Consider the following 16,798-nt stretch of genomic DNA (forward strand, 5'->3'; position numbering starts at 1 on the left):
ATCCCCCGGGGGTCGGGCCTCAGCCGCCGATGCTCACACCGACGACGCTGCCGACACTGGCATTCCAGCGCTCGGCCCAGTCGCCGCCCGCACGCTCCGCCCAGTCGGGGAGAACTTCACCGACCAGCACGCCGCGTGCCTTCTCGAAATCGGCATCGGACACCTCGACCAGGGTCATGTCGCGCGCCTCGCCGGACGGGCACTCCCCGTTGCCGGTCAGGCAGGCTATGTCATTGACCAGGGCGTCCTGGGCGCTGGCCCAGGCCGGGGCCTCGAACTCCGCCTGCACCTGGGACATGATCAGCTCCTGCTTCTCGGCGCTCAGGCTGTTCCAGCGGTCCATGTTCATGGCCGTCACCACGCTGTCCCAGCCACCCAGCGGGATCGCCATCAGGTGCGTGGACACTTCCCACCAGCCCGCCGAATAGCCCGATCCAGCCCCGGTCACGGCACAGTCCACCACGCCCTTCTGCAGCGCGCCGGGCACTTCCGAGAAACTGACATTCACGCCCTCGGCACCCAGCGCTTCGAGGAATTTCGCCGTCATCCTGCCGGAGGCACGCACCTTCAGCCCCTCAAGGTCCGCCAACTCCGACACCTCGGCGTTGCAGAACACCACCTGCGGCGGGTAGGGCGCGATGGCCAGAACCTTGCTGTTGAACCGGGCGGCGTAGATGTCGTCGACCATCGGGCGGGCCGCGTCGACCATAGCGCGCGCCTCGTCCGCCGTCAGCGCCAGCAGCGGCACATCCAGCCCTTCGAGCTCCGGCGCATCGGCCACGGCATAATCCGCCACGGTCATCGCCACGTCATACACTCCGTCCCCAAGCAGGCGGAACACGTCACCCACGCCCAGGTTCATCTGGTTGTGCGTGGTCAGCGCCACGGTAATCTCGCCCCCCGAGGCCGCGGGCAGGGTCTCGCCCCAGAACGGGGCCTCGTATTGCTTGTGCAGCGGCAGGCCGGACCAACTGCCGACCACGGACAGTTCTTCGGCGAAGGCCGGCGTGGCCAGCGCGGTTGTGAGGGCCAGAAGGCTAAGCGTGCGTGTCATGGGTCTCTCCTTGTTGGGTCTGAGATGTATGTTGGTCTTGCGGTCGCAGGATCGGAACCTCGGCATCCTCGGGGATGTCGCTGATCAGCATGTGACCGGGTTTGTGGGTGATGCAGATGGGCATGGAGGCGGCCTCCAGCGCCACTTGCGGGGTCACGCCGCAGGCCCAGAAGACCGGCACATGCCCCTCGGGCACGGGCACCGGATCGCCCCAGTCTGGGCGGGCCAGATCGGTTATGCCCAGCCCCGCGGGATCGCCCCAATGGACCGGTGCGCCATGGGCCAACGGAAAGCGGCGCGAGATCTCCACCGCCTCGGCGACCCGGTCCTCGGGGATCGCGCGCATGGACACCACCATCTTGCCCCGGAACGGGCCCGCGGGCACCGTGTCGATGCCCGAGCGGTACATCGGCACGGTCTTGTCATTGTCGATATGCCACAGCGCGATGCCCGCCTGTTGCAGCGCGTGCTCGAAGGTGAACGAGCATCCCAACGCGAAGGCCACGAAGTCGTCTTGCCAGAGGTCGCGAATATCCGTCACAGACCCTGCCAGCCGTCCGTCGCGATAGATGTTGTAGGCCGGCACATCCGTGCGGATGTCGATCTGCCCGCCCATGGTGGTCATCATCGGATTGCCGGTGTCCGACACACCGCTCAGGGGGCAGGGTTTCGGGTTGCGCTGGCAATACCGCATGAAGTCCAGCGCATAGGCCTCCGGCATGATTGCCAGGTTGGCTTGCAGGAACCCCTTGCCCAGCCCCGCCGTGTGGGAGCAGTACTGCCCCGCACGGATCGCGGCCCGGACCTCGGCGAGGGGCTTGTGCTTGAGCGTTTGGTACATGCCGACCTCCCCCGTGACCTGACGACAGTGCGCGGGCCAAGGCATAAAATCAAATCGAATAATTTTACCCTTGGCGATAACTTTGGTTTATTACCCATGTTGCTCGGCGTAGTCCGTCGACACCTCCAGCGCCAAGGCCGCGGCGGTCTCGGTCAGGTGGCTCTTGGGTTCGCTGACGAAGGACGCGGTGAACTGCAACGGGCTCGGCACCCAGCCGGGATCGAACTCCCGGATGCGCCCGGCCCGCACATGGGTCTCGCCCAGGGAGCGGGGCAGGGCCGCGACCCCCATATCCGCCGCCACCAGCCGAAAACAGGCCGAGAGCGACGAGGACGGGAACAGCGACGCATCCGGCCCCACCCGTTCGAAGAGCTGCGCCTTCAACTCCCGGTAGGGGCGGGTGTTGCGGGCATAGGTCAGCACGGGCCGCATCAGGTAGCTGGTCTCATCCGCCACCCGGCGCCCGGAGGCGGCGGTGTACCAGGCCAGATCGAAGCCGGGCAGCAGGATGTTGTCGACCGAGTATTCCGAAATTGGGCCCAGCAGGATCGCCAGATCGATCTCGCGATTGATCAACGCCTCCCGCAGGTCGCTGGACACGTCCACCTTCAGCTCGATCTCCAGCTTGGGATAGGCCCCGTGCAGACGGGAGACCAGCTCCGGCAGCCAGCAGGCCGCCACGGTTTCCGACGCACCGATCCGCAGCCGCCCCTCCAGCCCCGCCGGGTCCACCACATCGCGTTGGACCAGTTCGACCAGGTGTTCGAACTTCTCCGCATGGGCGACCAGCAACTCGCCCCGCTTGGTCAGTTTCAGCCCCCCCGAGGTCCGCTCGAACAGGGCACAGGACAGGGCATGTTCCAGGTTCTTGATTCGCGCGGTCACCGCAGGCTGGGTCAGACCCGCCGCCGCCGCGGCCCGGTGCAAGCTGCCCAGCCGCACGACCGCGAGGAAGGTCCGGATCTGTTCGATGGTGAATCGCGCCATGGGCTCAGTCATGGCACGACCGCGCCCCCGTTGGACAGGGGCGTAGCGTGGGTCAGACCGCCTTCTTCAGGCTCTCTTCGAGATAGATTTCCCGCAGCCGCGTGGCGACCGGGCCAGGCGTGCCGTCCCCGATCTGCGCCCCATCCAGCTCCACCACAGGCATCACGAAGGTCGAGGCCGAAGTGATGAAGGCTTCCGCCGCGTCCTTGGCTTCCTCGATGGTGAAGGAACGCTCTTCCACGGTCATCTGCGCCTCGCGGGCAAACCGCAGGACGGCGGCGCGGGTGATCCCGTGCAGGATCTCGTTGCCCAGGTGTCGGGTCACGATGGTGCCGGCCTTGGTCACGATATAGGCGTTGTTGGATGTGCCCTCGGTCACGGAGCCGTCCTCCACCATCCAGGCGTCATCGACCCCGGCGGCCTTGGCCATCATCTTGCCCATGGACGGATAGAGCAGCTGCACGGTCTTGATGTCCCGGCGGCCCCAGCGCTGATCCTCGATCGAGATGACCTTGATCCCGGTCTTCGCCACCGGCGTATCGGCGAGCGTCTTGGTCTGGGTGAAGAGCACCAGCGATGGTTTGGGTTCGGCAGGATATGCGAAATCCCGATCCGCCGCGCCCCGCGTCACCTGAAGGTAGACAAGCCCCTCGTGCACCTCGTTGCGCGCGACCAGCTCCCGGTGGATCTCCAGCAACGCGTCCATGGTGACCGGCGCGGACATGTCCAGCTCCGACAGGGACCGCTCCAGCCGCTTCGCGTGCCCCTCGAAATCGATCAACTTGCCGCCGAGTACGCTGGTCACTTCATAGACCCCGTCCGCGAACAGGAACCCGCGGTCGAAGACCGAGATCTTCGCGTCTTCCTCGGGCAGGTAGTCTCCGTTGACATAGACGATGCGGCTCATGGGGGTCCTCCGGTCTCGCGCGTTGGCCCGGATATGGCGGTCTGCGCCGCGGCGGGTCAAGCGCGGAGTTGCAATCGGCGGCATCTCCACCCAGTCTGGCCGCCATGAGCTCCGCCCGCCCCCTGCGCCTTTCCGACGGTCCGCTTGCCGCGCTGCGCGCGCGGCCCCTCGTCGCCGAGGTCGCCACCGCCACCGCGCGCAAGGGCGACTACCGCGCCCATCCGATCGACCCGGCCCATGCGCTCCATGCCGACCCGATGGTCGATCTGGCGGAGTACGGGATCGCCGGGGCCAACCACTACCACGCGACCCATAACCCGCCCTACCATGCTAACATTACCGGCAGCATCCCGGCCTTGCGCGCTCGCCGCTCCGTCGCCCAGCGTCTCGCGCGGGTGAACGACCGCCTTGCGGCCTACGGGCTGGAGATTTGGGTGTTCGATGCCTGGCGCCCCATCGCCGTGCAGAACCATTTCCACGACCATTGGATGCCCGATTACCTGCGCCGGGCACGGCCCGAGTTGGACGCTGCGGCGCTGCAGGCCGAAGTCACCCGCTACTGGGCGAAGGGCGCGCCGGGCGGGCGGATCGACCCGGCCTCGCCCCCGCCCCATGCGACCGGTGGCGCGGTGGACCTGACCCTGCGGGACAGCGCCAGCGGCGCGCATCTCTTCATGGGTTCGATCTTCGACGACGTCACCGCCCTGTCCAACACCGACGCGTTCGAGGCGACCGAGGACGCGATGTCCTTCTCGGCGCTGGAGGCCCGCGATAACCGCCGCCTGCTCTTCTGGCTGATGGCGGGGGAGGGGCTGGCCAACAACCCCACCGAATGGTGGCACTTTTCCCATGGCGACCAGATGTGGGCGCGGATCACCGGGGCGCGCGCGGCCCTGTTCGGCCCCGCACCCCCATGACCGCCCCTCGCCGCGCGGGGCATCCCGCCTATCTCAGGCACATGCGCCTGATCCTGCCCCTTCTCTTGTTGCTTCCCACCACCGCCCTGGGGTGGGAGGCCGGAACCGATGGCCCCCTGTGCACGCTGGAGCATGCCGAACCCGGTGCGGAGGTGCGCCTGACCTACGACCCGGCCGGGCCGACCTACACCATCACCCTCACCGCGCCGGAGCCGTGGCCCAGCGGGCCGGTCTTCGCCCTGCGGTTCGAGGGCGGGCAGGGCCTGACGATCTCCACCGATCGCCATGTGCTGTCACAGGCAGGCCGCGCGCTCACGGTTACGGATCGGGGCTTTGGCAACGTGCTGCGCGGCCTTGCGGAAAACACCACGGCGACAGGGCTGCTCGGCGCCGCCTCCGTCGGCTTCTCGCTGGACGGCGCGGCCCCGGCTGTCGCTGAATTCGAGGCTTGCGGGCGCACGCCCAGCGTCTGAGGCTAGGGGCGCAGGCGGATGCGCACGGCCCCATCGGCATCCAGAAGGCGCAGCATCTCGCCCTCCATCTCGTAGCGTCGCACGGCCTCCAGCGCGGCGATCATGTCCCGCTCCCACAGGGATTCGGGCTCCGGACAGGCCATCATCGTGCCCGCCATCGGCCCCGGGAAGGACAGCGTGCCCGGCCCGATCTCGGCGCGGCCCGCCAGCCTGTTGCACCCGGCGAACACCGCCGCCGCTCCGTCCTCGGTCAGCTCCAGCGTCGGCGGGCGCGGCAAGCGCGCCGGGGCCCCGTCCACCTCCGTCACGGTCCAGAGTGTCCCGGTCAGGGTCGGCTCCGGCACGGCCCTGCGAGCCTGCTCCAAGGTGATCTCGACCTCGGACCCGGCCCCCCGGGTCAGCACCGGATAGGCCTGGGTGCTGCGAAAGATCACCTCGCGCCCGCTGAACAGCCGGGCGGACACCGTATAGGTCATCCGCGGGTCGATCACCGCCGGGTCATAGGGCAGGGACAAGCTCATTGGCACGCCCGTCATCACCACCCGCTGCGACGCGATCCGCGTGGCCGCCACATCCATAAGCGAGGTGTCGAGCAGCTCGACCTCCAACTGCGCGCTGGGGGGCAGGGCGATCCGCTCCCGGTAGCCGACGGTGACCTCCAGCGTCGCGGTCTCCGCGGGCGCGCGATCAGGCACCGCGATCACCGTCGCGAGCAGCACCAGCATAGCCATCAGACGTCCCATGAGCACCTCCCCTTGCGTGCAACAATGCCATGTCTCAGGCCGCCAGGCCCTTGGTCCCCATGGCCAGGAATTTCTTGCGCCGGTCGCTGACCAGCTCCGCCGGACTGCGCCCGTGCAGATCGCCCAGCATCCCCGCCAGGGCCTTACCGACCCGGGCGATCATCTCGTCCTTGTTGCGCTGGGCGCCGCCCACGGGCTCCGGCACCACCCGGTCCACCACGCCAAGCGACTGCAAATCCTGCGCGGTCAGGCGCAGGGCCTCGGCGGCTTCCTTCATCTTGTCGGCATCCTTCCACAGGATCGACGCACAGCCCTCGGGCGAGATCACCGAATAGATCGAGTGTTCCAGCATCGCGACCCGGTTGGCCGTGGCAAAGGCCACCGCCCCGCCCGATCCGCCCTCGCCAATCACCACCGAGATCAGCGGCACACCGATCTGCAGGCATTTCTCCGTGGCGCGCGCGATGGCCTCGGACTGCCCGCGTTCCTCGGCGCCCTTGCCGGGATAGGCCCCGGGCGTGTCCACCAGCGTGATCACCGGCAGGCCGAACCGGTGCGCCATGTCCATCAGCCGGATCGCCTTGCGATAGCCTTCGGGCCGGGCCATGCCGAAATTCCGTTCGATCCGGGTCTTGGTGTCATGGCCCTTCTCATGCCCGATCACCATCACCGGTGTGTCGTTGAACCGTGCCAGCCCGCCCATCACCGCATGATCGTCGGCAAAATTCCGATCCCCGGCCAGGGGCGTGTATTCCTCGAACAGCCCGTCGATATAGTCCTTGCAATGGGGCCGCTCGGGATGCCGTGCCACCAGGCATTTCTGCCAGGGCGTCAGGTCCGCATAGAGGTCCCCCAGAAGCTGCGCCGCCTTGCGGTCAAGCGCCGAGACCTCCTTCTCGATATCCATCTTGCCGGACTTGCGCGCCACGGCCCGCAGCTCCTCGGCCTTGCCTTCGATCTCGGCCAGAGGTTTCTCGAAATCCAGGTAGTTCTGCATGGGTGCTCTCCGGTGACCGTGGCCCGGGTTATGACCCCTGCGCGGCACGGGTGCAATATCCCTGGCCGCAGAGCGCCGATCAGGGTCGGCGGGTTTCGGCGATCGCGGCCGACATGGCCCCCATCAGCAGGTTGAAATCATTGCCCGGGGTGACCAGGTCGAACCCCTCCGTCAGCCGCTGGCGCGACAGGGCTCCATCGGCGCAGAAGATGCCCGTGGCCACCCCGGCGGCGCGCGCCCGGTCCAGCACATGGGCAATGGCGTCGGTGGTGGCCCCCGGATGCCGCTCCGCCCCCGGCCCCTCGCCCAGGTCGAGCGCCAGGTCGTTTGGCCCGACATAGATCATGTTGACACCGGGCACGGCGAGGATGGCCTCGATCCTGTCCACGGCCTCGGCGGTCTCGATCATCGGAATGGCCAGGATCTCGGCATTGGCCGCCTCGAAGTAATCCGGCCCGCCATAGAGCTTGCCGCGCGCCGGACCGAAGGACCGGCTGCCCTGCGGCGGATAGCGACAGGCCGCGACGAAGGCCGCGGCCTCCTCCGGGGTGGAGATCATTGGACAGATCAACCCGTAGGCGCCCGCATCCAGCAGATGCATGATCACCTCCGGCGCCTTCGACGGCGACCGCACCAGCGGCACCGCCTCCGTGGCCGAAATCGCCTGGAGCATGCTGACCGCGGTCTCGAACCCGATCAGCCCGTGCTGCAGGTCCACGGTCACGCTGTCGAACCCCTGGTGCCCCGCCCCCTCGGCCACGTATCCCGACGGGATCGACAGCCAGGCATTTACGATCGGCGTGTCTTGCGCGAGCAGCGCCCGCAGCTTGTTCGGTCTCATGGTTCTGGTCTCCTGTGGCTGCCCCGTGCCGGCGCGCGCGTCGGCGTGGGCTGGCAGACTCGTGATTTAGATGCCTGTTGAATGCGTATTCAAGATGGGTATAGTCGAGCCAATAACGCGTCGCAACGGGAGGAAGAGATGCGCAAGAGAACCTTTTTGGCCACGGTCGCGACCGCGGCCCTTGTCGCCATGGCCCCGGTCACGGTCTCGGCTGAAGAGCTTGGCAAATACAACCTGCTGCCGGGCAAGCCCTTCGAAGGCACCACCCTCAACATCCTCAGCGTGGTCACTCCGCAATTCGACGGGCTGATGCTGCGGGACGAGGAGTTCACCGAGCTGACCGGCATCGAGACCGAGTGGACCTTCATCCCCTTCGGCTCCCTTCAGGAGAAGATCAATGCCGAAGGCATCGCCGCCAACGGCACCTTCGATGTGGTCAACTACCTCGACAGCTGGGGACCGCCCAACGCCCACTGGCTCAAGCGGATCGACGAATTGATGGCCCGTGACGGGATCTCCATGGACCGCTACCCCGCGGCCTTCGCCCGCTCGGCGCAGTTCGAGGGCGAGACGCTGGGCTTCCCGCTGCGCGCCCATCCGCAGCTGATGTTCTATCGCAAGGACCTGATCCCCGAGCCGCCCGAGACCTGGGAGGACGTGATCCGGATCGGCAAGGAGCTGAAGGAAACCAACCCCGACATCGCGCCGCTCGCGCTCTACTACAACAATGACGGCAACCGGCAGAACCTGTTCATCTGGCTCAACTTCCTGTGGGCCGCCGGGGCGGATATCTTCAACGAGGACGGCACCGCCGCCTGGGCCACGCCCGAGGGCATTCAGGCCACTAAGGACTATATCGAGCTGCACACCGTCCACCAGATCACCAATCCCAACTCGCTCGCCTTCGTCGAGCAGGACGCGCGGCAGTCCTTCATGCAAGGCAACTCGGCGATGATGCCGGTGTGGTGGTGGGCCTATTCCGGCTTCTACAACCCCGACAGCTCCACCCTGACCAAGGACCAGGTCGGCTTCACGGGCATGCCCTCCTATAAGGGCGTGACCAAGACCTATGCGATCTCTATGCCCTTCTCGATCTCGGAGTATTCCGAGAACCAGGAGGCGGCGTGGGAGTTCCTGAAATGGCTGTCCAACCCCGAGATGGACAAGGCCAACGCCATCGAACGCGAGGTGGGCGGCAAGACCATCATCAACAACGTGGTCACCCATATCTCGTCCTTGCAGGACCCAGAGGTGAACGCCGCCAATGACGGCATCCAGGCCGCCGCGTGGGAGAGCCTGAAGGAATCCGACATCATGCCCCAGATCCCGGAATGGTCCGAGGTCGGCGACATCCTGTCCGCCGCGATCGCCGAGGCCGCCGCGGGCGGCGATGTCGAGGAACTCATGACCGCCGCGGCCGACCGCGCGGACCGGGTTCTGCGGCGCGCAGGCCGGATCCAGTAACCCCAGGGCACGGGGCGCGGTCATCCGCGCCCCGGCTGCCAGATTGCGAGCGGCGGGACCATGCGTGACAACACCCTGAAATACCTTCTCGTGCTGCCGGCGGTGGTGGTCGTGTTCGCCACGGCGATCTGGCCCCTGATCGAAGCCGCGCGCATGTCCTTCACCGTGGGCCGCCTCAACCGCCCCGGCTCGCTGGAGCAATACATCGGCTGGGAGAACTACGCCTGGGCCTTCTTCGAAGAGCCCGCCTTCTGGAATTCCGTCTATGTCACCGCGCTCTACACCGTGGTGACCGTGGGTCTGACCACGTTGCTGGCGCTGGGCCTGGCGCTCCTGCTGGCGCCCGGCGGGCGCCTGCGGGTTTCGGCCCAGACCCTGCTGATTCTGCCCTTCGCCATGAGCCCGGCGCTGATCGGCGTCTCCTTCCGGTTCATGTTCAACCCCGAATTCGGCCTCTTCGATGCGTTCTTCGGCGTGATGATTCCGCCGCTGGCGGATGTCAGCTGGCTCGCCGACCCGACGCTCGCCTTCGCGGTGGTGGTGATGGCCGATGTCTGGGGCTGGATCCCCTTCCTGACGCTCGTGCTGATCGGCGGTCTGGCCAGCGTGCCCCGCGACACTATCGAAGCCGCACAGGTCGACGGCGCCAGCAGCTGGCGGGTCTTTCGCGACGTGACCCTGCCGCAGCTCGGCCCGGTCTTGGCCGTGGTCATCATCCTGAAATCCATCTTCAGCCTGAAAACTTTCGACCAGGTCTTCATGCTGACCAACGGCGGGCCGGGCACCGCGACCCAGACGCTCAGCCATTACATCTACTTCAACGGCATGAAATACGGGCAGATCGGCTATTCGGCCTCGGTCGCCTGGCTGATGGTGATCCCGATGATCTTCCTCACCTACGCCTATGCCAAGTTCGTCTTCCGGAAGAACTGAGCGATGACCGGCAAACAACGCAAACAATTCTGGAGCGCGGTCCACGCGGTCCTGATCATCGCGGCGATGTTCGTGATGCTGGTGCCGATCCTGTGGATCTTCCTCGCGGCGTTCAAATCCCACGTGGATGTCTATCAACTCAAGCTGTTCTTCACGCCGACGCTGGAAAACTTCGGCACGGTGTTCGACGACCCCTACCGGCTGGGCGAGAAGCTGTTCAACTCCACCGTGGTCGCCCTGGTCACGGTGGTGATCGCCATCCCCATCGCCACGCTCGCGGCCTATTCCTTCAGCCGGTTCCGGCTGGTGGGCGAGACCGCGATGCTGGTGGTGATCCTGGCCACGCAATTCCTGCCGGCGGTGGTGATCATCCTGCCCTTCTTCATCATGTTCCGGGATATCGGCCTGCTGGATACGCGGCTGGGCCTGATCCTGGTGAACCTCGCCATCGTGATGCCGTTCGCGATCTGGATGATCAAGGGCTTCATCGACGGCATCCCCCTGGACACCGAAGAGGCGGCGATGGTCGACGGCTCCTCGCGGTTGCAGGTGATCTGGAACATCGTGCTGCCCATGGCCGCCCCGGGTCTGCTGACCTCCGGCATCTTCTGTTTCATCATCGCCTGGAACGAGTTCCTCTTCGCGCTGATCCTCACGAACAAGGACGCGGTGACGCTGCCCATCGGGCTCGCGCTCTTCAAGGGGGAGGAAGGCGATCTTTGGAACCTGCTCTCGGCGGCGGGGATCATCATCATGGCGCCGATGTTCGTGCTCGCCCTGATGATCCGGAAATACTTTGTCCAGGGCATGACGATGGGGGCGGTGCGGTGACACTGACGTTAGAGAACAATTACAAGAAAGCGGTGCGCTGATGGCCGAGGTGATCCTCAAGGACCTGACCAAGCGGTGGGGCGATTTCGTCGGGGTGGACAACCAGTCCCTGCATGTCCGCGACGAGGAATTCCTGGTGCTGCTCGGCCCCTCGGGCTGCGGCAAGACCACGACCATGCGGATGATCGCCGGACTGGAGGATCCGACCGATGGCGAGATCTGGATCGGCGACCGAATGGTCAACGACGACCTGCCCAAGGACCGCGACGTGGCCATGGTGTTCCAGAATTACGGTCTCTATCCGCATATGACGATCTTCGAGAACATCGCCTATCCCCTGCGGGTGCGCGGCGTCGACAAGGCCGAGATCCCGCCACGGGTCCAAAGAGCCGCCGAGCAGGTGGAGCTGACCGAGTTCCTCCACCGCAAGCCCAAGGCGCTCTCTGGCGGGCAGCGGCAGCGCGTGGCCCTGGCCCGCGCCATCGTGCGCAAGCCCAAGGTTTTCCTGATGGACGAGCCGCTGTCGAACCTCGACGCCAAGCTGCGCGTGACCATGCGGGCGGAGCTGAAACATCTCAGCCGCGAGTTGCAGATCACCACCGTCTACGTGACCCACGACCAGATCGAGGCAATGACGCTGGCCGACCGGGTCGCGGTGATGAAGCACGGCGTGATCCAGCAACTCGGCACCCCGGACGAGATCTACAACGACCCCGCCAACCTGTTCGTGGCGGGCTTTATCGGCTCGCCTGCCATGAACCTGATCAACGGCTCGGTCGAGGACGGCATGTTCGTGACCACCGGCGGCACCCGGCTGGTCAAGGTGCCCTCCCCGGACCGGGCGCGCGCGATCCTCGGGGTGCGCGCCGACGACATGCAGGTCCACGAGGCCGGGCAGGGCGATATCGACGTGACCATCTATGCCTTCGAGAATACCGGCGAGAGCACCCTTCTGACCGTCCAATGGGGCAAGCAGCGGGTGATCGCCCGCGGTGACCGGCACCTGCGCAAAGAACAGGACGATGTCGTCGGCATCAGCCTGAACACCGACCATTTGTACCTCTTCGATCCGGACACCGAAGAGCGCATCAGGATGTAGCCCCATGGGATCGACGCGCGTGACAGCCAGGGATGTGGCGCGGGCCGCCGGGGTGAGCCAGCCTACCGTCAGCCGCGTCTTCAGCCGCTCGGCGGCCGTCGATCCGGCCAAGGCCGACCGCGTCCGCGCCGCCGCACGGGAGCTGGGCTATATCCCCAACCTCGTGGCGCGGTCGCTGAACTCGGGCCATTCCTTCCGCATCGGCATCGTGCTCGCCTATCTCAAGAACGGGTTTTTCAGCGACGCGTTGCAGCGGCTCTCCAAGGCCCTGAATGCGCGGGGCTATTCCGTGACGGTCTATTTCGCGGGCAACCAGTCCGACGAGGTCGACGCCATCGTCGACGACCTGTTGGCGGACCGGGTGGACGGGATCATCCTTGCCTCCATCAGCCTGTCCAACAGCCTCGTGGCGCGGGTGCGCAAGTCGGGCATCCCCTGCGTGCTCTTCAACCGCGGGCAGGCGGACCCGGATGTCTCGATGGTGACGGCGGCGAATGTCGCCGGGGCACGGGCGGCGACCGAGTTTCTGATCGCCGGCGGGCATACCCGGATCGCCCATCTCGCCGGATGGCGCAAGTCGATGAACGGGCGCGACCGGCAGGCGGGGTTCCTGGCGACCATGGCGGCGGCCGGACTGGCCCCGGTGGCCTGTGTCGATTGCCATTTCCGCCGCAGCGTGGCGATGGACGAGACCCGCAAGCTCTTTGCCGAGGGGCCGGGCGCAGACGCGATCTTCGCCGCCAACGATCACATGGCCTTCGGCGTGCTCGAAGTGCTGCGCGCCGAACTGGGCCTGCGGGTGCCCGAGGATGTCTCGGTCATCGGCTATGACGACGCGCCCATGGCGGGCTGGAAGACCTTCGATCTGACCACGGTGCGCCAACCGCTGGAACGGATGACCCGCAAGACGGTCGACCTTCTCATCGCCCGGATCACCGAGCCCGACGCCCCGCCCGAGAAGATCGAGATCCCCGGCGACCTGATCGTCCGCGGCTCCGCCCGGCACCCGCCCGGCTGGACCCCACGCCCCGAACACACGCCCCAACCCAGGACCTGACCATGACCCGGATCACCCAGACCGAAGCCGAGGCCCGCCGCGTCAAACGCAGCGACTACACCTCCTGCACCGTCGCCTTCATCGACTGCAAGAAGCCCGGCTCCCACCTCAAACAGAACTACTCGATCATCGGCCCCGGCGTGACCTCGTCCTCCGAGCAGGTGATCAACCTGCCCGAAGCCCACGGGTTCAACATCGGGGCTGCCGCCATGCCCACGGGCATCACCAACAACCTGCACATCCATTTCACCGCCGAGGTGTTCATGGTCTATGACGGGGAATACACCTTCCGCTGGGGCTCGAACGGCGAGCACGAGATGGTCGGCCGCCCGGGCGACATCCTGTCGGTGCCCACCTGGATCTTCCGCGGCTTCACCAATACCGGCGCGGGCGAAGGCTGGATCTTCACCACGCTGGGCGGCGACAACACCGGCGGCGTGATCTTCCATCCCGACATCCTCCGCGAAGCGGCCGATTACGGGCTCTACCTGTCGCGCAACAACGTGCTGATCGACACCACCCGGGGCGACCCCACCCCCGGCGAGGGCGAAACCCTGCCGCCGATGAGCGATGCGGAGGTCGCCAAGCTCCGCCACTACAGCCCCGAGGAGATGCGCGAGCGCCTCGTCAGCACCGCCGAGCGCGACTTCCGCCCCGCCTTCATCGACCGGGCGCTGGACGGTTGCGGCGCCGAGATCGCCCCGGTGATCGGCCACGGCATCAGCCAGAACCGCGACCACGCCGCCAAGATCCGTAACCCCCACGGGTTCTCCATGGAATGGCTCCGGGTCGCACCGGGGCAGACCGTCTCCCCCTTCACCCTCGACGACAAGATGGTGGTGATCCCGCGCACGGACGGGCTGCGGGCGAGGCTCAACCCCGAGGGCGACGTGACCCTCGACCTCGGCGGGTGGGAGACATTCTCGATCCCCGCCGGGATCACCCGCGCCTTCGTGAATACCTCCGACAGCCCGGTCGAAGTCCTGATCATCGTCTCCGGCGACCACCAGAAACGGCCCCGCTTCGCGCCGCAGGTGCTCGCGGCGGCGGCGGAAAAGGACCTCGCCCTGGATGCCCAGGGTTACGTGGCCGCGGCCCACCTGATCCCGAGCTATGGCCTCGTGGCCGAGTAAGCCATGATCCCCCATGCTTCCGACGCCTGGGTCCTGGTGCCCGGCACCCTGTGCACGGGGGAGGTGTTCGCGCCGATCCTCGACCGCCTCGGGGTCCCCCCAGTGCGCCGACGGGTCCTGATGCCCGACGCGCCCTCGGTCGCCGACTATGGCGACCGGCTGCGCGCGGCGGTGCGGGGGGGCGAGATCGTCTGCGGCTTCAGCCTCGGCGCGCTGATCCTGTCGCACAACCTGCCCGCCCTCGCGCGCGCCAGGGCGCTCGTCCTGCTGGCGGCGAACCCCCATCCCGACCCGCCCGAGAACCGCGCGGGCCGCCTTGCGGTGCGCGACCGGGTGCTGGCGGGGGAGGGCCCACCCTGGGTCGCACAGAACTGGGACGCCATGTCCACCGCCCGGGGCACGGGACTGCGCGACCGGGTGGCCGCCATGGCCGCGGCGACCGCGTCCCTGATCCCGGCCCAGACCGACCTCGCCGCCTCCCGCCCCGGCGCGGCGGCGGCCCTGCGTGTGACCCACCTGCCCACGGTGTTCGTCACCGGCGCCGAAGACCGGATGACCCCGCCGGACACGGTCCGTGACATCGCCCGCGACATGCCCCGTGCCACCCTCGCGGTCCCCGATGGGCTGGGCCATTTCGCCCTGCTCGAAGACCCCGACCGGGTGGCGCAGGCCATCCGCGACGGGCTTGCCCAGGTGCTTTCCCCCAACCCCGAGGACTCCCATGGACCGCAGACCGATCCCTCCCACGTTGCTTGACCGCCTCCGGGCCGTGGACACCCCGACCGTTTGCAACGCCATCGAGGTGGTGCAGGGCGGCCGCGGCTTTGCCCGCCTCACGCGCGGCACGATGCAGCATTCCCGCCCCGGCATGCCGCCCATGGTGGGCCGCGCCCGCACCGCCAGGATCGCAGGGCTCGCGCCCCCGACCGAGGCGGAGGACACCATCAAGGCCCGCCGCCGCGCCTATTACCGGGCGATGGCCCGCGGCCCGCAGCCCACCGTCGCGGTGATCGAGGATCTGGATTACCCCAACTGCATCGCCGGGTGGTGGGGGGAGGTCCATGTGGCGGTCCACAAGGGGCTGGGCATGGCCGGGGCCGTGACCAACGGGGTGATGCGCGATCTCGATGTCCATGATGATGGCTTCCAGGTGCTGGCGGGCTCCGTCGGGGTCAGCCATGGCTTCGTCCATGTCCGCGAACTGGGCTGCGAGGTGTCGATCCTTGGCCTGCAGGTCGCCGAGGACGATCTCGTCCATGCGGATCGCCACGGCGCGCTGGTCATCCCCGAGGACGCGATCCCGTCACTCGAGGCCGCCATCGCCACGGTGATCGAGAACGAGGCCCTGATTCTCGGGCCCGCCCGGGCGCCGGGGTTCGACCTGGAAAAGCTCGAAGAGGCCTGGGCGGTGTTCGAGGCGCGGCGCACCTGAAGCGCGTTCAGAACTGCGCGCTGGCCACCGCGTGCAGGTAAGGCGCGACCTCGTCGATCTTCATCCCCGACCGCAGCCGGGGGTCATAGAGCATGCCAAGCAGCTTCTCGTCGCGCTTGGTCAGCAGGGCGAACTCCTGGTCGTCGTTGAAGATCGACGGCCAGACCTCCTTGTGGTCGTTCGACAGGCCCAGTCCCTGGGCCAGCTCCTCCTGGATGCAGGAGACGCGCATCCGGTCCGGATGCTCGGCCCGCACGATCGCCACCGCGCGGCGAAACCCCTTGCGCCGGTCGCCATGGGGCTCGGCCACCACCATGCACAGGTGGTTGGGCCGCATCCGCGCGATACTGTTCACGGTCGAGGCGGCAATGCCCGGGATCAGCTTGGGCAGGGTCTTGGCCAGGGATTTCCGCTCCGCCTCGGTCACCACGAGCACATGGAAATTGGGCTTGTGCGGGTTCAGGGTGATCGGGTGGCGCGTGGCGCGGGCCAGCGTGTTGACATAGGTCGAGATGGTCCGGACATCCTTGGCCCGGTTCGACTTGGGCACGTTCGGGCCGAACTGCACCTGCACCCGCACGGGCGTTTCCCAGCGCAGAAGCGGCTTGGCGGTCTTGCTGCCCGAGGCGCTCAACCCGCTGCCATATTCCTTGTGAAGTGCGATATGGACGAAGTCGCGCTGGAGAGAGACCGGGTCCATCGGGGCGTTGGGCACATGGCGCGCAGTCTTCATCTTGCCTTGTGCGAGGAACTGCGCCTCCAGCGTGGCGTAATAGGCCGCGAGACTGGATTTGGAGACGGTCGCCGTGCCCTGGCTGCTCTTTTGCACGTCCGCGGCGCCGGGCAGGGCCATGCAGGCGCAGGCGACCAACCCGAGGATGGCGGTGCGGGACGTCGATTTCGCCATGTGGCCACTCTCCGAAAACCAGAATCAGGGTGCCACGAACCGGGTCCGCGTGCAAATGCATGAAGTCAGTCGTTCAGGGTCCTCTTTTTGCAGACGAATGGCCGACCCCGGGTGTGTTCGGGGTCGGCCTTGGCTTTGGTTTACTCGTTGCTTGAGCCTTTTGCGCCCTTGATTGCGGCGAG

General features: G+C 67.1%; 18 protein-coding genes. 10 read left to right on the top strand and 8 right to left on the bottom strand.

From position 1 onward, the window contains the following. Positions 1-19 precede the first annotated feature (19 nt). From PVW48_RS14555 to PVW48_RS14570, 4 genes are all read right to left on the bottom strand, one after another. Positions 20-1,054 carry a TRAP transporter substrate-binding protein gene (locus PVW48_RS14555; protein WP_012179813.1) on the bottom strand — a complete coding sequence of 345 codons (1,035 nt, stop codon included), beginning with the start codon at positions 1,052-1,054 and terminating at the stop codon, positions 20-22. Continuing rightward, a complete protein-coding gene (locus PVW48_RS14560; protein ID WP_274581856.1) occupies positions 1,038-1,895 on the bottom strand; it encodes a putative hydro-lyase in 858 nt (285 codons plus the stop codon). The genes PVW48_RS14555 and PVW48_RS14560 overlap by 17 nt, the downstream gene beginning before the upstream one ends. A gap of 90 nt (positions 1,896-1,985) precedes the next feature. Beyond that, positions 1,986-2,882, bottom strand: coding sequence for a LysR family transcriptional regulator (locus PVW48_RS14565; RefSeq protein WP_044028069.1), 897 nt, complete (start codon positions 2,880-2,882; stop codon positions 1,986-1,988). 52 nt (positions 2,883-2,934) lie between these two features. Then, entirely contained in the window at positions 2,935-3,789 is an 855-nt protein-coding gene (locus PVW48_RS14570) for a D-amino-acid transaminase (RefSeq protein ID WP_274581857.1), read from the bottom strand. A gap of 104 nt (positions 3,790-3,893) precedes the next feature. Here PVW48_RS14570 and PVW48_RS14575 point away from each other — a divergent pair, with 104 nt between their 5' ends. Both PVW48_RS14575 and PVW48_RS14580 read left to right on the top strand, forming a co-directional pair. Further along, positions 3,894-4,706, top strand: a complete 813-nt coding sequence (locus PVW48_RS14575) for a M15 family metallopeptidase (protein ID WP_274581858.1) — start codon at positions 3,894-3,896, stop codon at positions 4,704-4,706. Beyond that, positions 4,703-5,179 carry a hypothetical protein gene (locus PVW48_RS14580; protein ID WP_274581859.1) on the top strand — a complete coding sequence of 159 codons (477 nt, stop codon included), beginning with the start codon at positions 4,703-4,705 and terminating at the stop codon, positions 5,177-5,179. Before PVW48_RS14575 ends, PVW48_RS14580 begins: the two co-directional genes overlap by 4 nt. Before the next feature lie 2 nt (positions 5,180-5,181). Here the strand turns inward: PVW48_RS14580 and PVW48_RS14585 are convergent, their stop codons facing one another. The 3 genes from PVW48_RS14585 to PVW48_RS14595 all read right to left on the bottom strand — a co-directional run bounded on the left by PVW48_RS14585 (position 5,182) and on the right by PVW48_RS14595 (position 7,760). Then, a complete protein-coding gene (locus PVW48_RS14585; RefSeq protein WP_274581860.1) occupies positions 5,182-5,922 on the bottom strand; it encodes a YbaY family lipoprotein in 741 nt (246 codons plus the stop codon). A gap of 34 nt (positions 5,923-5,956) precedes the next feature. Next, positions 5,957-6,919, bottom strand: coding sequence for an acetyl-CoA carboxylase carboxyltransferase subunit alpha (locus tag PVW48_RS14590; protein WP_012179806.1), 963 nt, complete (start codon positions 6,917-6,919; stop codon positions 5,957-5,959). Positions 6,920-6,998: 79 nt separating this feature from the next. Then, the gene (locus tag PVW48_RS14595; protein ID WP_274581861.1) at positions 6,999-7,760 is read right to left on the bottom strand and encodes an HpcH/HpaI aldolase family protein; all 762 of its coding nucleotides are present in this window, start codon (positions 7,758-7,760) and stop codon (positions 6,999-7,001) included. A 138-nt stretch (positions 7,761-7,898) separates the two neighbouring features. Between PVW48_RS14595 and PVW48_RS14600 the strand changes: the two genes are divergently transcribed. From PVW48_RS14600 to PVW48_RS14635, 8 genes are read left to right on the top strand one after another with little or no spacing between them, the layout of a single operon-like run. Next, on the top strand, positions 7,899-9,224 hold the full coding sequence (locus PVW48_RS14600) for an ABC transporter substrate-binding protein (RefSeq protein ID WP_157865350.1): 1,326 nt from the start codon (positions 7,899-7,901) through the stop codon (positions 9,222-9,224). Between the two features lie 60 nt (positions 9,225-9,284). Continuing rightward, positions 9,285-10,157 (top strand): carbohydrate ABC transporter permease, encoded by an 873-nt coding sequence (locus tag PVW48_RS14605; RefSeq protein WP_274581862.1) that lies wholly within the window; start codon positions 9,285-9,287, stop codon positions 10,155-10,157. 3 nt (positions 10,158-10,160) lie between these two features. Further along, the gene (locus PVW48_RS14610) at positions 10,161-10,988 is read left to right on the top strand and encodes a carbohydrate ABC transporter permease (RefSeq protein WP_012179802.1); all 828 of its coding nucleotides are present in this window, start codon (positions 10,161-10,163) and stop codon (positions 10,986-10,988) included. Between the two features lie 40 nt (positions 10,989-11,028). Beyond that, entirely contained in the window at positions 11,029-12,087 is a 1,059-nt protein-coding gene (locus PVW48_RS14615; protein ID WP_274581863.1) for an ABC transporter ATP-binding protein, read from the top strand. A gap of 4 nt (positions 12,088-12,091) precedes the next feature. Further along, positions 12,092-13,144, top strand: a complete 1,053-nt coding sequence (locus tag PVW48_RS14620) for a LacI family DNA-binding transcriptional regulator (protein WP_274581864.1) — start codon at positions 12,092-12,094, stop codon at positions 13,142-13,144. A gap of 2 nt (positions 13,145-13,146) precedes the next feature. Further along, on the top strand, positions 13,147-14,277 hold the full coding sequence (locus tag PVW48_RS14625) for a hypothetical protein (RefSeq protein ID WP_274581865.1): 1,131 nt from the start codon (positions 13,147-13,149) through the stop codon (positions 14,275-14,277). A 3-nt stretch (positions 14,278-14,280) separates the two neighbouring features. After that, a complete protein-coding gene (locus tag PVW48_RS14630) occupies positions 14,281-15,033 on the top strand; it encodes an alpha/beta fold hydrolase (RefSeq protein ID WP_274581866.1) in 753 nt (250 codons plus the stop codon). Then, positions 14,999-15,709: an RraA family protein gene (locus PVW48_RS14635; RefSeq protein ID WP_274581867.1), complete on the top strand. Its 711-nt coding sequence runs from the start codon at positions 14,999-15,001 to the stop codon at positions 15,707-15,709. The genes PVW48_RS14630 and PVW48_RS14635 overlap by 35 nt, the downstream gene beginning before the upstream one ends. Positions 15,710-15,716: 7 nt before the next feature. Here PVW48_RS14635 and PVW48_RS14640 read toward each other — a convergent pair whose 3' ends face one another. Further along, the gene (locus PVW48_RS14640) at positions 15,717-16,616 is read right to left on the bottom strand and encodes a DUF2927 domain-containing protein (RefSeq protein ID WP_274581868.1); all 900 of its coding nucleotides are present in this window, start codon (positions 16,614-16,616) and stop codon (positions 15,717-15,719) included. Positions 16,617-16,798 lie beyond the last annotated feature (182 nt).

The organism is Dinoroseobacter sp. PD6, assembly GCF_028807315.1.
Classification (GTDB): Bacteria; Pseudomonadota; Alphaproteobacteria; order Rhodobacterales; family Rhodobacteraceae; genus Dinoroseobacter; species Dinoroseobacter shibae.

Coding starts and splice junctions, on each gene's coding strand:
- PVW48_RS14600 (WP_157865350.1), top strand. CDS start 7,899: ATGCGCAAGAGAACCTTTTTGGCCACGGTCGCGACCGCGGCCCTTGTC.
- PVW48_RS14605 (WP_274581862.1), top strand. CDS start 9,285: ATGCGTGACAACACCCTGAAATACCTTCTCGTGCTGCCGGCGGTGGTG.
- PVW48_RS14555 (WP_012179813.1), bottom strand. CDS start 1,054: ATGACACGCACGCTTAGCCTTCTGGCCCTCACAACCGCGCTGGCCACG.
- PVW48_RS14620 (WP_274581864.1), top strand. CDS start 12,092: ATGGGATCGACGCGCGTGACAGCCAGGGATGTGGCGCGGGCCGCCGGG.
- PVW48_RS14635 (WP_274581867.1), top strand. CDS start 14,999: ATGGACCGCAGACCGATCCCTCCCACGTTGCTTGACCGCCTCCGGGCC.
- PVW48_RS14610 (WP_012179802.1), top strand. CDS start 10,161: ATGACCGGCAAACAACGCAAACAATTCTGGAGCGCGGTCCACGCGGTC.
- PVW48_RS14625 (WP_274581865.1), top strand. CDS start 13,147: ATGACCCGGATCACCCAGACCGAAGCCGAGGCCCGCCGCGTCAAACGC.
- PVW48_RS14560 (WP_274581856.1), bottom strand. CDS start 1,895: ATGTACCAAACGCTCAAGCACAAGCCCCTCGCCGAGGTCCGGGCCGCG.
- PVW48_RS14640 (WP_274581868.1), bottom strand. CDS start 16,616: ATGGCGAAATCGACGTCCCGCACCGCCATCCTCGGGTTGGTCGCCTGC.
- PVW48_RS14565 (WP_044028069.1), bottom strand. CDS start 2,882: ATGGCGCGATTCACCATCGAACAGATCCGGACCTTCCTCGCGGTCGTG.
- PVW48_RS14580 (WP_274581859.1), top strand. CDS start 4,703: ATGACCGCCCCTCGCCGCGCGGGGCATCCCGCCTATCTCAGGCACATG.
- PVW48_RS14585 (WP_274581860.1), bottom strand. CDS start 5,922: ATGGGACGTCTGATGGCTATGCTGGTGCTGCTCGCGACGGTGATCGCG.
- PVW48_RS14615 (WP_274581863.1), top strand. CDS start 11,029: ATGGCCGAGGTGATCCTCAAGGACCTGACCAAGCGGTGGGGCGATTTC.
- PVW48_RS14575 (WP_274581858.1), top strand. CDS start 3,894: ATGAGCTCCGCCCGCCCCCTGCGCCTTTCCGACGGTCCGCTTGCCGCG.
- PVW48_RS14570 (WP_274581857.1), bottom strand. CDS start 3,789: ATGAGCCGCATCGTCTATGTCAACGGAGACTACCTGCCCGAGGAAGAC.
- PVW48_RS14590 (WP_012179806.1), bottom strand. CDS start 6,919: ATGCAGAACTACCTGGATTTCGAGAAACCTCTGGCCGAGATCGAAGGC.
- PVW48_RS14595 (WP_274581861.1), bottom strand. CDS start 7,760: ATGAGACCGAACAAGCTGCGGGCGCTGCTCGCGCAAGACACGCCGATC.
- PVW48_RS14630 (WP_274581866.1), top strand. CDS start 14,281: ATGATCCCCCATGCTTCCGACGCCTGGGTCCTGGTGCCCGGCACCCTG.